This window comes from Cyanobium sp. LEGE 06143, from assembly GCF_015207535.1.
GTDB lineage: Bacteria > Cyanobacteriota > Cyanobacteriia > PCC-6307 > Cyanobiaceae > NIES-981.
Map to the genome: position 1 here is coordinate 1 of NZ_JADEWP010000044.1, position 14411 is coordinate 14411.

At 64.8% G+C, this 14411-nt stretch carries 11 protein-coding genes and 1 tRNA gene; 5 read left to right on the forward strand and 7 right to left on the reverse strand.

From position 1 onward, the window contains the following. Both IQ216_RS04915 and lipA read right to left on the reverse strand, forming a co-directional pair. The coding region (locus IQ216_RS04915; protein WP_228007153.1) for a hypothetical protein at positions 1–2550 on the reverse strand (2550 nt) is incomplete at its 3' end. Positions 2551–2756: 206 nt separating this feature from the next. Then, positions 2757–3779, reverse strand: coding sequence for a lipoyl synthase (gene lipA, locus IQ216_RS04920; RefSeq protein WP_228007154.1), 1023 nt, complete (start codon positions 3777–3779; stop codon positions 2757–2759). On the opposite strand from lipA, the gene IQ216_RS04925 reads away from it, so the two are divergent. Then, positions 3780–3853 (forward strand) — tRNA-Pro (locus IQ216_RS04925). Between the two features lie 7 nt (positions 3854–3860). Here IQ216_RS04925 and cobJ read toward each other — a convergent pair. Together cobJ and IQ216_RS04935 are read right to left on the reverse strand one after the other, a co-directional pair. Further along, positions 3861–5669, reverse strand: coding sequence for a precorrin-3B C(17)-methyltransferase (cobJ, locus tag IQ216_RS04930; protein ID WP_193814576.1), 1809 nt, complete (start codon positions 5667–5669; stop codon positions 3861–3863). 38 nt (positions 5670–5707) lie between these two features. Next, a complete protein-coding gene (locus IQ216_RS04935; RefSeq protein WP_193814577.1) occupies positions 5708–7021 on the reverse strand; it encodes a hypothetical protein in 1314 nt (437 codons plus the stop codon). Between the two features lie 525 nt (positions 7022–7546). On the opposite strand from IQ216_RS04935, the gene psaA reads away from it, so the two are divergent. From psaA to IQ216_RS04955, 4 genes are all read left to right on the forward strand, one after another. Continuing rightward, positions 7547–9850 carry a photosystem I core protein PsaA gene (gene psaA / locus IQ216_RS04940; protein ID WP_186697318.1) on the forward strand — a complete coding sequence of 768 codons (2304 nt, stop codon included), beginning with the start codon at positions 7547–7549 and terminating at the stop codon, positions 9848–9850. 19 nt (positions 9851–9869) lie between these two features. After that, positions 9870–12092, forward strand: coding sequence for a photosystem I core protein PsaB (psaB, locus tag IQ216_RS04945; protein WP_186697317.1), 2223 nt, complete (start codon positions 9870–9872; stop codon positions 12090–12092). A 103-nt stretch (positions 12093–12195) separates the two neighbouring features. Further along, positions 12196–12585: a CrcB family protein gene (locus tag IQ216_RS04950; protein ID WP_193814578.1), complete on the forward strand. Its 390-nt coding sequence runs from the start codon at positions 12196–12198 to the stop codon at positions 12583–12585. Next, entirely contained in the window at positions 12582–12992 is a 411-nt protein-coding gene (locus tag IQ216_RS04955) for a CrcB family protein (protein ID WP_193814579.1), read from the forward strand. The genes IQ216_RS04950 and IQ216_RS04955 overlap by 4 nt, the downstream gene beginning before the upstream one ends. Positions 12993–13012: 20 nt before the next feature. Here IQ216_RS04955 and IQ216_RS04960 read toward each other — a convergent pair whose 3' ends face one another. From IQ216_RS04960 to IQ216_RS04970, 3 genes are all read right to left on the reverse strand, one after another. Next, complete coding sequence (locus IQ216_RS04960; RefSeq protein WP_193814580.1) at positions 13013–13420, reverse strand: hypothetical protein; 408 nt, start codon at positions 13418–13420, stop codon at positions 13013–13015. Between the two features lie 125 nt (positions 13421–13545). After that, entirely contained in the window at positions 13546–14037 is a 492-nt protein-coding gene (locus tag IQ216_RS04965) for a photosystem I reaction center subunit XI (RefSeq protein ID WP_193814581.1), read from the reverse strand. Positions 14038–14092: 55 nt separating this feature from the next. After that, positions 14093–14209: a photosystem I reaction center subunit VIII gene (locus IQ216_RS04970; RefSeq protein ID WP_006910603.1), complete on the reverse strand. Its 117-nt coding sequence runs from the start codon at positions 14207–14209 to the stop codon at positions 14093–14095. Positions 14210–14411 lie beyond the last annotated feature (202 nt).

Genomic DNA, 14411 nt, shown 5'->3' on the forward strand with positions numbered 1-14411 from the left:
GAGATGGTGATCAGGGGTGATCGAGCCGCCGTAGCTGGGATAGGGGGCGGGGAAGTCTGCGGTGAAGACGAGGTCGTCGACCTCGGCGAGCACGCGCTTGCCGGCATGGCGGGCGAAGGTGAGGGCTCGGATGACGCCGTAGGTGGCCGGCGTGCGGCAGAAGATGACGGCATCGGCCCAGGCGATCAGCTCGGTGCAGCTCCAGTCGTCCAGTTCGCCGCGGTCGATACAGCGCACCTCGGAGCCGAGGCGCTCGAGTTGGAGACGCTTCTGCTCCACGCGGTAGAGCCAGCACTGGGAGAGAGCCTGCTCGCCGATCAGGAGCCAGCGCTGGGGCGGCTCAGGGGATGGTGCAAGGGGCCTGCAGCCGAAGCCGGGATCACTCCAGAGGGCTTGTGCGATCTGACTGAGGATGGCGATGCTCTGCTCGCGCACGGCGAGGCCGAGGCTGGCGGGCTGCTCGAGGGCGATCAGCTGATCGACCAGGGCGAAGGCCTGGGTGTTGATGTGCCAGCCGAGCTGATCGAGCAGGCGGCGGGTGAAGGAGAAACGGGGGTTGCGCTGCTGCCAGGCGGGCACCAGGGGCAGGAGGCGCTCGAGGGCGGCCTGGGTAGTGACGAGCGACTGGTTGCTGAGCTCGAGCAGGGCGAGGGCCTGATCGAAGGCCCCCAGGGCGGGTTCGCGGTGGGCCATGCGCTGGTGGAAGAGCGCGATGGCGACGTTCAGGGCCTTGCCACGGCGGAGCTGGAGGCGCAGGCGGTCGGGGGAGTCATTGATGCCGTTGGGCTCGAGCAGGTTGAGGAGGGTGTCGGCGAGCTGGAGATCGCCGAAGACCTGGTCGGCAAGACGGGCGAGGCTACGAATCAGCGGAGCCAGGTCTGAAGGTTGGGGCGGTTCGTGCTGGTTGAGCAGGGTGGCGACCACCACGTTGAAGAGTGGCCTGAGCTGATCGGCCCAGCAACGCTGTTCGTCGGCGGTGGGGGCGAAGTGACAGCGTTCGGAGAGCTGGGCGGTGAGGTGTTGGGCGAGATCAGCCGCGATGGCGACGGTGGCAGGGGATGGCTGGAAGTGATGGAGGTGTGATTGATCCCAGCTGCGGCAGAGGTGGGCGAGGGCGAGGAAGATGAGTTCGGAGCGGCTGCAGCTTTCGGCGTCCACGCCGAGAAGGAGAGCGGGGTTGTCGGCGGCGGCACGCTGGGCGAGGGCAATCGGTGAGGTGTTCCAAACGCCGGCTAGGGCGGAGAGCGCGCACCACTCGACCATCAGGTAGCGACAGCGTGTGAGCTGTGCGGCCGACTGTTCCTGGGAGAACCAGAGGCTGAGTTTCTCGATCTCCGATTCGCGCAAGGCGCGCTTCACCAGATCGTCAACAAGGAAGGCCTTGCCCTCTGGCTTCAATGACCAGTCACCACGGCCCAAGGTGGCCAGATGATCACTGGTTACGACCTTGATCTGGAGATGATCGAGGGCCTTCAGGGTTTGGATTGGCAGGGTTGAAAGATCCAGCTTGATGGCGAAGCCGCAATGGATTCGCTCGATACCCCGACGGGCCACGTCGCTACGGGGGAGATCAGCCTTGCCGCGCCCGACCACGACTCCTGCAATCATGATCTTGAGTTCAGGAGCGACCCCCGGGATCCGTTGGTGGCACCAGCCGATCAAGACCCCAGCGTCATTGAGCTCCTCCACGACACCGCCTACCTTGGCCGGATTAATCGGGCAGGATGTGGTCGCGATGTCCATGGCATTCAGAAAGCGAATCAGGGGAGGCGTGCATTGTCCGTCGAAACGGGCATCTAGATCCGCTTCGAGGCTCTCCCAAAGAGTGGGATTGAAATCTCTTCCGGTTGCGATCAGGGAAAGGCGAGAAGAAGAGTCGGCTGTCCTAATGTAATCAAGAAGGGGGTGCTTGCTGGTAGGAAGGCCAGTGCTAACAGCCTTCCTGCGTTCGCGAAGATAATGTTGACAGTCGAATAGTGGGTGTGGGCTGATAAGATGTTGAAAGGGTGGCTGAAGTGCGGCGAATTGAGCCAATACAGATTGATCTGTGTTGAATTGAATCTGCCAGTAGTTTAGTTGTGCAAGAATATGGTCTGGAATGAACAGGAGCCCTTGGGGCTCTTGGCTTCTGGCACTGTGATTCAGATGGTCGAGTAGTGTTGGCACTGTGCCCTTTGAGGGTTTGTCGTGCGACGGCATTCCCGTCAGCAAGGGGCAATCCACTTCGGCATGGCCTTGGGGGCGCATGAATGCTTTCAAGATGGCAATTAAGGGCCATCTCTTGCGCTGCTTGTGCTTATTGGCTGTAGGGTTGATGACGCTAAGCCATCCCGAAGCATTGAGTGTGTCAAGCTCGTGAAGCAGTCTTGAGGGCTCAATGTAGTCAAGTAGGTATTTTTCGACGATTCTGGATGAAATGCTTGCTAAATTCCTGTGCCCTGAGTTCTTTGTGGAAGGGTTGGGGAATCCTGCTTCAGTGAATCTTTTTAAGGTCTTATCGTAACGTCTCTCCCAGATGGCATTAAATAAGTGTTGGAGTCTGGTGCTCATTGTCGGCAGTGGGAGTAGACAGGGCAGTCCTCGGCGGCCTGCTCTTGTGTCTGAGTCAAGTCAATCCTGTTTTGAATGGATGTCGGCTGGCCTTGTGCCTGAAGTCTTAGTATTTCTGCGCTGCAGGTGTACATGAGAGATGAATCTACTCCAAAAGGGGGGGGCGATGCTCGATGTCAAGCGATCTCCGGTTAGTTCCTTTTCGGTTATCTAGGATACTGCGCTATGAGCCTCTGAACCTCTCCCGCGTGGTAGCTGCTCCTCGTCAGAGGCGTGCTCACCACCTGGAGAAAGCCCAGGGACTCCTCGCCGTGGAGCTGGTACGCCTTGAATTGCTCAGGGGACACGAAGCGATCCACCGGAAGGTGCTTCGGCCCTGGGGAGAGGTACTGGCCGATCGTCACGATGTCGACGGCGTTGGCGCGCAGATCAGCTAGCACCTCCAGCACTTCGGCATCGCTCTCGCCCAGCCCCACCATCAGCCCTGATTTCGTGTAGGTGCGCGGCCACCCCTGTCTCACCCGCTGCAGCAACTGCAGGGACCGGGCGTACTGCCCCTGGGGGCGGACGGACTTGTACAGGCGAGGCACCGTTTCGATGTTGTGGTTCAGCACATCAGGTGCCGCGTCCATCACCGTCGCCAGGGCCTGCCAGTTGCCGCAGAAATCCGGGATCAGCAGTTCGATCGTGGTGCGGGGTGAGCGCTTGCGCACGTCGGCCATGCAGGCGACAAACTGGCTTGCCCCGCCGTCTGCCAGGTCGTCGCGGTTCACCGAGGTGATCACCACGTGAAGGAGGCCCAGCCGGTGCACTGCCTCGCCCAGCCGCTCCGGCTCGCTGGGGTCGAGGGCCCGCACGCTTTTGTCGAAGTCGATGTCGCAGTAGGGGCAGGCCCTGGTGCAGCCCGGGCCCATGATCAAGAAGGTGGCGGTTCCCCCAGCGAAGCATTCGCCGATGTTCGGGCAGCTGGCCTCCTGGCAGACCGTGTTGAGCTTCAGATCCAGCAGCAGTTCCGCCACCTCGCCAATGCGCTCCCGCTGGGGGGCCTTCACGCGCAGCCACTCGGGTTTCAGCAAGGGGGCAGACCGGCCCGGGGCAGGCCGCAGCAGAGGAATCTCACTGTAGAAAGTCAGGCCGTCTCTCAGGTCAGCCTGCCGCTGTCGGCCCCCGCCGCCAACTGCTGCGCCGGCGTCGCTCCTCCATCGGCGGTCCTCTAAAGTCCAGCCCATCGGGATGTAGCGCAGCTTGGTAGCGCACTTCGTTCGGGACGAAGGGGCCGCAGGTTCGAATCCTGTCATCCCGACTTTGGCTCAGCTCAGCTCGGCTCCCGGGTAGCCCCTGGGGGTCACCATGCGGCCATCACGGCAGTAGCTGGTGCTGTTCCCCACCAGCACCAGGGTCAGCATGTCCACCGTCTCGATCGGCAGCTCGCCGAGGGTGTGCAGGCTCACCTGCTCATCCGCACGCCCCAGCTGCCGGGCGATCACCACCGGGGTGCTGGCGGGCCTGGCGGCCAGCAGGATCGCCCTGGCCTGCCCCAGCTGCCAGTCGCGGTCTCGGGAGCGGGGGTTGTAGAGCGCCACCACGAAATCCCCTGCGGCCGCGCTGCGCAGGCGCTGCTCAATCACCGGCCATGGGGTGAGCCGGTCGCTGAGGCTCACGGTGCAGAAATCGTGCATCAAGGGGGCTCCCGCCCGGGCCGCCGCCAGTTGGAGTGCCGAGATTCCCGGGTGCACCGTGAATGAGGGGCGGGCATCGTCCGGTTGGGCCAGCCACAGCTCCAGGGCCAGGCCGGCCATGGCATAGATGCCGCTGTCGCCCGAGGACACAAGGGCCACGCTCACCCCCTGGTTAGCCAGGTCCAAGGCCAGGCGGCAGCGCTGGCGCTCCTCCGTGAGGCGGCCGTCGAGGCGCAGCTGATCGGGCCGGCGCAGCGGTTCAAGCAGATCGAGGTAGAGCCCGTAGCCCACCCACACGCTGGCCTCGGCCAGGGCACGGCGCCCATCCGGGGTGAGCAGATCCAGCCGCCCCGGACCGCTGCCCACCAGGTGCAGCTGGCCCCGCTGGGGAGCCCACTGCTCCTTGGCCAGGGCAATGGCCAGGGTGGCGGCACCCTGTTCCCCCGGGTTGGCCCGTTCGATCACTTTGGCCTGCATCAGCTGGGCGCCGGGCCCCGCGGCCAGCAGGGCAGCGGCTTCGGCCACGCTGGCGGTGCCCATCTCAGCGGCCACCACTGCCGATGGGGTGGGCACCGCTACGGCGCTCAGGGCCGCGGCAGACAGCCAGCGCAGCGGCCAGTGGCGGTGGCGGGCCAGCTCCAGCAGGGCCGGTTCATCGGCCTTGCGGTCGATGCTGGCCAGCCCGGCGATGGCCTCCTCCGCCAGGTTGAGGCCCTCCAGCTGCAGGTTCACCAGTCGCTCCAGCAGGGCCAGGCTGGTATGGCGTTCGCAGCCGATCCCGAGCCACAGCCCTGGAGGATGCCAGCGACAGCCTGGGCCGCGCTGCACCGTGATCAGCAGCTGGGTCGCCGGATCAGCGTCGCTGGGGGCCAAGGCTTGAACGGGCGGCAGCCTGCGGCTGGCCTCGAGCTCCAGCCAGCAGCGACTGCCCTGGTTCTGCTGCAGCACCAGCTGGCCAGGATCCCGGGCCGCTCGTTGCATCAGGGCGCTCCAATCCCCCCCCGGGCCGCGCCGCCAGCCCCATCGCGTCCCGAACTGGTCCAGGGCCAGGGTTCCCGTGCCGCTGCTGCTGCCCGTGCGCACCACCTGGCCACCGAGCAGGGCGGCGACCCGCTCGGCCAGGGCTTCGGCTCCGGCTGCGTGGGCTCCCAGCAGGGGAATGGCGAACTGGCCCCGCGGATCGAGCACCACCACGGCGGGATCGTGCTGTTTGTCCACCAGCAGGGGCGCCACCAGCCGCAACACCAGGCCACAGGCCCCCACCACCACAAAGCCGCGGGCCTGCGGCCACTGCTGCTGCAGGCAGGCCCGCGGGCCGGCGGCGTCGCCGCTGCCCACGCGATGGGCGATCAGGCCCGCCGTCAGCAGCTGATCCAGCAGCCCATCCCCGTCCTGGCTGAAGCTCAGCCCCCAGACCCCTTCAGGCGCTGGAACGACCACTGGTGGAGCCGCGATCAGCGGGTTCCTGCCTGGTGTGCTCACGGGGCCCACCGCTGGCCCAACCCGGCCAGGGGCCCCTGCCGCTCAGGTGTGGCCTGGCTGGCGTCGGCCTGGCTCGCCTGGCTGCTGGACGCACCGGTCGGCCTGCTGTCCATCGGAGCGCTGCCCAGCTCAGGCTCCGCTGCTGCCGGCTGCGGCTCTTGCTGTGCCGCTGGCTGGGCATCCGGTTCGGGCTGCTCGCTCTGCTCTGGCTGCCTGCTCTGCTCTGAGTGGCTGGCTCGCTCAGGCTGGCCAGCGGTCTCAGTGTCATCCGGGAGGGCCGGTTCGGCGGGGTTCTGCTGAGCGGGCGTGGGCTCGGACCCAGGCATCGCCGTCAGGCCCGCGTCGTCGCCTTCGGGTTCGCCTCTCTGCTGGTCGCCGCTCGCCTCAGCGTTGCTGGAGGCTGGCTCAACGGGCTGCTCGCCCAGGAGCTGGGCCAGTGGCTGGGCGCTCAGGGATGGAGCTTCCCAGGCGGCGGCTGGAGCCAGCGGGTCGATCCACACCTCGCGCACGAGGCTGTTGAAGGGTGGGTTCAGGGGCGCCCCCTGGCCATCCACCAGCTCCAGCAACACAGCGTTGGAGCCAGTGCGCCAGCCCCTGAGCCAGAGGGGGGTGCTGTCGTCCACCAGAAAGCTGTCACCATTCACTGTGATGCGCAGCCGCCAGCTGCCATCGCCCGGCCGCAGCCCCTGCAGCGGGGCATCCCGCAGCAGCCAGTCCACCAGCACCGGTTGGTGCCGGACGCCCTCCAGGCTGGCCGAGGGAATCAGCTGGGGGCTGCCTGGGGCCGGCTGGCTCAGGGGGTTGGTGTTGACGCGGGCCAGCCGGATCTGGTCGAAGGCGCCGGGATCCTTCACGGCCTCGCCCCAGGGCCGGGCGGCATAGGCACTCACACGGTGGCTGCCGGCGCCCAGCTCCGGCAGCTCGAGCCGCAGGCTGGTGGCCCCTGGGGCTGGACCCTGGCTGAGCCGGATCGGGGCCTGGTTGTCGATCTGCACCACCAGATGGGCACCCAGCCCCAGCTCGCCCGCATCGGCCAGGGGCCAGTCGCGAACGGTCAGCTCAAGGGTCCAGGGCCCGGCCTTCAGCAGGCTGTTGTCGGCAGGGGCCTGAATCCTCACCCCGGGGTGGTGACTCGCCAGGGCGGTCTGCAACTGGGCCACGGCCCCCGGAGGCGGCACCTCCTGCAGCCGTCCCGCGGGGGCCACCGGGCTGATCGGCCCAGCGGGATCCGTCTGGTTCGGGCCGGCCCGCAGGGCACGGCTGCCACAGGCTGTGGCGAGCAGGACAACCAGCAGCAGAGCAGCCGTCAACGGGCCCAACCGCTGCCTGATCCTGGCCAGACCCCTTGCGGCTGGTCTGGGCTGCGCCTCTGCGCTCAGCTGCGCCCTCACCCTGTCTGGTCCCCGCAAGCTTGCCTGCATTCTGCTGGCAGGCAGGCGATGGAGACCCGCCTGTGTCACCGACAGACTTCTTTCCAGGCTGACGATGTAACAAAGCAGATGGAAAGTATTGGAATGGCGTATCTCTAACTGCCCAGCAGACCCCAGTGCTGGCCTGGGAAGGCGCCGGATTGAACCTTTGTAACTGGGCGCCCAAGGGGCATGGATTTGACCCTTATAGTGCCGCCAGCGGTCCCCTACCTGGGGCCCAAAGCCCCAGCCATGGCAACGGATCTCGCCACTTCGCGAGGCCCCTGTCGGCTGGAGCCCATGACAGGCCCGGCTCCGGCAGGTCCGGTCATGGGGCCCATCAGTCATCCGTCTCCGCCTCGCGCGGATGCGATGGCTTCCAGGGGTGGATCACCACCTCGACCCCGTCCCTCGAGGAACGTCTCGATGACCATCAGCCCACCAGAGCGTGGGGAAAAGGCCAAGGCCATGGTCGACCGGAACCCCGTTCCGGCCACGTTCGAGCTTTTTGAAAAGCCCGGACACTTCGACAGAACCTTGGCCAAAGGTCCCAAAACCACCACCTGGGTTTGGAACCTCCACGCCAACGCTCACGATTTCGACAGCCACACGAGCGACCTCGAAGAGGTCTCTCGCAAGATCTTCTCTGCTCACTTCGGCCATCTGGCCGTCATTTTCATCTGGTTGAGCGGCGCCTTCTTCCACGGAGCCCGCTTCTCCAACTACACCGGCTGGCTGGCTGACCCTCTGCACGTCAAGCCTTCAGCCCAGGTGGTCTGGCCCATTTTTGGCCAGGAAATTCTCAATGGTGATGTGGGTGCCGGCTTCCACGGCATTCAGATCACCTCCGGACTCTTCCACGTGTGGAGGGCCTGGGGCTTCACCAATGAGTTCCAATTGCTCTGCACGGCAATCGGCGCTCTGGTGATGGCCGGCCTGATGCTCAACGCGGGCGTCTTCCACTACCACAAAGCAGCCCCCAAGCTCGAGTGGTTCCAGAACGTTGAGTCGATGCTCAACCACCATCTGGCTGGACTGCTTGGCCTGGGCTCCCTGTCCTGGACAGGGCACCTCCTGCACGTGTCCCTGCCTACCACGGCTCTGATGGATGCAATTGATGCCGGCCAGCCGCTGGCGATCAATGGCAAGACCATCGCCTCCTATGCCGACATCCCGCTGCCCCACGAGTTCATCAACCAGGATGTGATCTCGCAGCTCTACCCCGGATTCGGTGCTGGCATCTCCGCCTTCTTCACCGGTAACTGGGCGGCCTACAGCGATTTCCTCACCTTCAAGGGTGGTTTGAATCCTGTGACGGGCAGCCTCTGGATGACAGACATTGCGCATCACCATCTGGCGATCGCCGTGCTGTTCATTGTGGCGGGCCACATGTACCGCACCAACTGGGGCATCGGCCACAGCATCAAGGAAATCCTGGAAGGTCAGAAGGGCGACCCCCTGCTCTTCCCGGCTCCCAAGGGCCACGATGGTCTGTTCGAGTTCATGACCACCAGCTGGCATGCCCAGCTCGGCGTGAACCTGGCCTTGTTCGGCTCGCTGACCATCATCGTGGCGCATCACATGTATGCGATGCCGCCCTATCCCTACATCGGGATTGATTACGCCACTCAGCTTTCACTCTTCACCCACCACATGTGGATTGGAGGCTTCCTGATCGTTGGCGCCGGTGCCCACGCTGCCATTGCCATGGTGCGTGACTACGACCCCGCCAAGCACATCGATAACGTGCTGGATCGCGTCCTCAAGGCCCGCGATGCCCTGATCAGCCACCTGAACTGGGTGTGCATCTGGCTCGGCTTCCACAGCTTCGGCCTCTACATCCACAACGACACCATGCGTGCCCTGGGCCGTCCCCAGGACATGTTCAGCGACTCCGCCATTGCTCTGAAGCCCATCTTCGCGCAGTGGATCCAGGGTCTGCACGCCGCTGCAGCCGGCAGCACCGCTCCCAACGCCCTCGCCGGCGTGAGTGAAGTGTTCAATGGCGCCGTGGTGGCGGTGGGTGGCAAGGTCGCCGCTGCTCCAATCCCCCTGGGCACGGCGGACTTCATGGTCCACCACATCCACGCCTTCACGATCCACGTCACCGTGCTGATCCTGCTGAAGGGTGTGCTCTACAGCCGCAGCTCCCGCCTCGTTCCCGACAAGGCGAACCTCGGTTTCCGCTTCCCCTGCGACGGCCCCGGCCGTGGCGGTACCTGCCAGGTGTCGGCTTGGGACCACGTGTTCCTCGGCCTGTTCTGGATGTACAACTCCCTGTCGATCGTGATCTTCCACTTCTCCTGGAAGATGCAGAGCGACGTGTGGGGCACCGTCAATGCTGACGGCAGCGTCCAGCACATCACCAACGGCAATTTTGCCCAGAGCGCCATCACCATCAATGGTTGGCTGCGTGACTTCCTGTGGGCCCAGGCCGCACAGGTGATCAACAGCTATGGCTCAAGCTCCAGTGCCTACGGCCTGATGTTCCTGGGTGCCCACTTCATCTGGGCCTTCAGCCTCATGTTCCTGTTCAGTGGCCGCGGCTACTGGCAAGAGCTGATTGAGTCCATCGTCTGGGCTCATAACAAGCTGAAGGTGGCGCCGGCCATTCAGCCCCGCGCCCTTTCCATCACCCAGGGCCGTGCCGTGGGTGTCGCCCATTACCTGCTGGGCGGCATCGCGACCACTTGGTCCTTCTTCCTGGCCCGCATGATTGCGGTCGGCTGACCTTTCCTGACCTTTCCCAATGGCAACGAAATTTCCTTCGTTCAGCCAGGGTCTGGCACAGGACCCGACTACCCGCCGTATTTGGTACGGCATTGCCACGGCTCACGACTTCGAGAGCCACGACGGCATGACCGAGGAGCGGCTTTACCAAAAGCTGTTCTCCACCCACTTCGGTCACCTGGCCATCATCGGCCTCTGGGTTTCGGGCAACCTGTTCCATATCGCCTGGCAGGGCAACTTTGAGCAGTGGGTCACCGATCCTCTGCATGTCCGTCCCATCGCTCACGCGATCTGGGATCCCCACTTCGGTGAAGGCGCCATCGCTGCCTTCACCCAGGCGGGCGCTTCTTCTCCGGTGAACATCGCCTATTCCGGTCTGTACCACTGGTGGTACACGATCGGGATGCGCTCCAACGCCGAGCTCTATCAAGGGGCCATCTTCATGATGATCCTCTCGGCCTGGGCTCTGTTCGCCGGCTGGCTTCACCTTCAACCCAAGTTCAGGCCTTCCCTGGCCTGGTTCAAGAACGCTGAATCCCGGCTCAACCACCACCTGGCTGTGCTGTTCGGCTTCAGCTCGATCGCCTGGACCGGACACCTGGTTCACGTGGCCATTCCTGAATCCCGTGGTCAGCACGTCGGTTGGGACAACTTCCTCTCCGTGTCGCCTCACCCGGCAGGTCTGGGTCCCTTCTTCACTGGTAACTGGGGCGTTTACGCCCAGAACCCCGACACCGCTTACCAGGTGTTCGGCACCGCTGAAGGCGCGGGCACCGCGATCCTCACCTTCCTGGGTGGTTTCCACCCCCAGAGTGAGGCCCTCTGGCTCACCGATATTGCCCATCACCACCTGGCGATTGGCTGTATTTTTGTGATCGCTGGCCACATGTACCGGACCAACTTCGGTATCGGTCACTCGATCAGGGAGATCCTTGAGGCTCACAACCCACCCAAGGGCACCCCTGGTGACCTCGGCGCTGGCCACAAGGGTCTGTACGACACCATCAACAACTCGCTCCACTTCCAGCTGGGTCTGGCCCTGGCCAGCCTCGGTGTGGTGACGAGCCTGGTGGCTCAGCACATGTATGCCCTGCCGTCCTACGCGTTCATCGCCAAGGACTACACAACGCAGGCTGCCCTTTACACCCACCACCAGTACATCGCCATCTTCCTGATGTGCGGTGCCTTCGCTCACGGTGCGATCTTCTTCATCCGTGACTACGACCCCGAGGCCAACAGGAACAACGTTCTTGCTCGGATGTTGGAGCACAAGGAAGCGATCATCAGCCACCTGAGCTGGGTCTCTCTGTTCCTCGGTTTCCACACCCTGGGTCTCTACGTCCACAACGACGTGGTCGTGGCCTTCGGCACTCCCGAGAAGCAGATCCTGATTGAGCCGGTGTTCGCCCAGTTCGTGCAGGCTTCCTCCGGTAAGGCCCTCTACGGCATGGACATTCTGCTCTCCAATTCCGAGAGCATTGCGTCCACCGCCTGGCCCAACTACGGCGCCGTCTGGCTGCCTGGTTGGCTGGACAGCCTCAACTCCGGCACCAACTCCCTGTTCCTCCAGATCGGTCCTGGTGACTTCCTGGTGCACCATGCCATCGCGCTTGGTCTCCACACCACCACCTTGATCCTGGTGAAGGGCGCCCTGGATGCCCGGGGTTCCAAGCTGATGCCCGACAAGAAGGACTTCGGTTATTCCTTCCCCTGCGACGGCCCCGGCCGTGGCGGCACCTGCGACATCAGCGCCTGGGACGCCTTCTATCTGGCTGTCTTCTGGGCCCTGAACACTGTGGGTTGGGTCACCTTCTACTGGCACTGGAAGCACCTCGCCATCTGGCAGGGCAACGTGGCCCAGTTCAACGAATCCAGCACCTATCTGATGGGCTGGTTCCGCGATTACCTGTGGCTCAACAGCTCCCAGCTGATCAACGGCTACAACCCCGCTGGTTCCAACAACCTGGCGGTCTGGGCCTGGATGTTCCTGTTCGGCCACCTTGTGTGGGCAACGGGCTTCATGTTCCTGATCTCCTGGCGTGGTTACTGGCAGGAGCTGATCGAGACCATCGTCTGGGCCCACCAGCGCACCCCGCTCGCCAACCTGGTGGGCTGGCGTGACAAGCCCGTGGCCCTGTCCATCGTTCAGGCCCGTGTGGTTGGTCTGGCCCACTTCACCGTGGGTTACTTCCTCACCTACGCGGCGTTCCTGATCGCCTCCACCTCTGGCAAGTTCGGCTGACGCAGCCTGACGCTTGCCTCGCTCGAGGGACCACCAATCCAACCCCGGCTCAGGCCGGGGTTTTTTTCATGTCATTGCTCCATCTGTTGGCACTCGCGCCGTGATGAGTTCTCTGTCCACGGCCACCTCGTCGGTGTTGGTGGCCCTTGGCGTGGTGCCAGGAGCCTGGCTGCGCTACAGGGTGGTCAACCACCTGGAGCCTGCGCTGCCCCGCAAGCACTGGGGCACCTTTGTTGTGAATGTGGTGGCCTGTTTTGCCCTCGGTCTGCTGGCTGCCTTGCAGCAGGGTGGCGGCCCGGGAGCCCGCAGCACGATGCTGTTGCTGGGCACCGGCTTCTTCGGAGGTTTCAGCACCTTTTCCTCCCTCGTGGCTGAGCTGCACCAGGTGTTGCAGCGCCGCCATTGGGGCGAGGCCTGTGCCCTGGCCGGCGGCTCGCTGCTGGCGGGTCTGCTGGCCATGCAGGCCGGGCTGCTGATCGGTGCCCTGGGATGAGAGAACCCCTGAAGCGGGAGTCCAAGGAGTTGCTGCTGTTGACGCTCGGTGCCGTGCCGGGTGGGCTGCTCCGCTGGCAGCTCGACCTGGCGGCGGCAGCTCAGGCCGGCCCTGGGGCAGCCCTGTTGCAGGCTTCGCTGTTGGCGAATCTGAGCGGTTGCCTGTTGATCGGCCTGCTGATCGTTCAGCCCGCCAGCCGGGCCCGCCTCTACCTCTGGGCTGGTGTGGGTTTCTGTGGCTGTCTCACCACGTTTTCTTCCTGGATGCTCTCCATCGCCCAGCAGCTCGCCCTGGGGCACTGGCTCGGGGTGACAGCCATCGTTGCCGGGAATCTGTTGGGCGGCCTGCTGCTGGTGGCCTGCGGCGCCTGGCTGGGCTCAGCACTCCTGGACCGCAACCAGCCCTGAGGTCGCCGCGTCGGCATTCCTCAGCGGGCGCTGGCGTAGTTCTGGCGCACGTAGGCCCAGTCTTCGCAGCGGAGTTCATTGCCATCGGTCTGGGCGCGCTCGCCCTGCAGGCAGGCCACCGTGGCGGCGTGGCCCTGCACCAGGCCACTGCTTCTGCCCTTTTCCTGCAGGGCCGCGGCCGCCGAGCCTGTGGGCGCTTCGGTGCTGTTGGGAGTGGCGCTGCTGCTTTGGCTGCCGCTGCCGCTGGTCGGTGGCAGCGCCGGGGCAGCGGGTGGCTCCGGCTCGGGCGCGTTCTGCGGCTGACAGCCGCCAAGCAGCAGCAGGGCGCTGGCTGTCAGGGCCAGGCCTGCAGGCCAGACGCCCTGCTGAGCCAACCCACGGCGTGGGCAGGCCAGCATGCGCTTTGGGCGGGAAACCTGCGTGCCCATGAAGCTCTCCAGCGACTGCTTCTCCATCCTCACCCGCCAAACAAAAACCCCGCCAACGGCGGGGCTTGGATGGACCTTGATGCAGCAGCGATGGTCGGCAAGGCTGCCAGCAGAGCTGCTGGATCTCAGCCCATGCTCCAGACGCCACCGGCAATGCTCCCCAGAGGGGAAACCATGGCGGTGGTCGCCAGGAACCAGGCGAAGGCCGCACCACCGCAACCGCCCAGCCAGAAGCCGCTGGCGAACTCAGCCCAGCCGGCCTTGGTGAACAGGTCTGCAGGCGGATTGTCCACAGTGGCGTCCGCTGGCTGCACGTTGGGGCCTGTGCCCGCTGTGCCGTAGATCGACAGGCAGACCGTGAGGATCGACACCAGACCGATCGCAGCCAGCAGACCACTGGTGCTGGCGTACTCGGTGAGCCGCAGGGGGCCCGTGAACGCGAAGGGTCCGTACAGCAGGAAGCCATGGGCCATGCCCACTTCCAGGCCGCGCCGGTTGGGCGACAGGGAAGGGCGATAGGCCGGCAGGGCATTCAGGAACGCCTTGCTGAAATAGCTGCTGTTGACGGGAGTGGCCAGATTGCCGACACAGGGGTCGGCCACGGGGGTCACGGTCATGGGGATGGATGTGAGGGTGTTGAAAGGGGCGTCGGCACTCCGAGGCCCGGAGCGCTCAGTCGCGGGCTTCAATCACGTTGAACAACAGCGCCATCGCCACGGCTGGGCCGAGGATCCCGACGAGGGGCACGAACACCGAGGGCATCCAGGCGGCAGCAAATTCTCCAGTCATGGCGCAGGCCAGTAGCAACCGCCGGTACTGTAAGGATCCTTTCCAGCACAGCCTTCTTGGGCCCTGCTGGGCGACATAAAAGTTCAATCCATGCCTACCTCCAGTCTCGCTGCCCTGGCCGGTCTGCTGGCCCTGGCGCTCTGGTGGCTCGGTCGCCGTCCCCCCGCCCGCCTGCTGCGCTCCACCGATGCCAGTGCGGTGG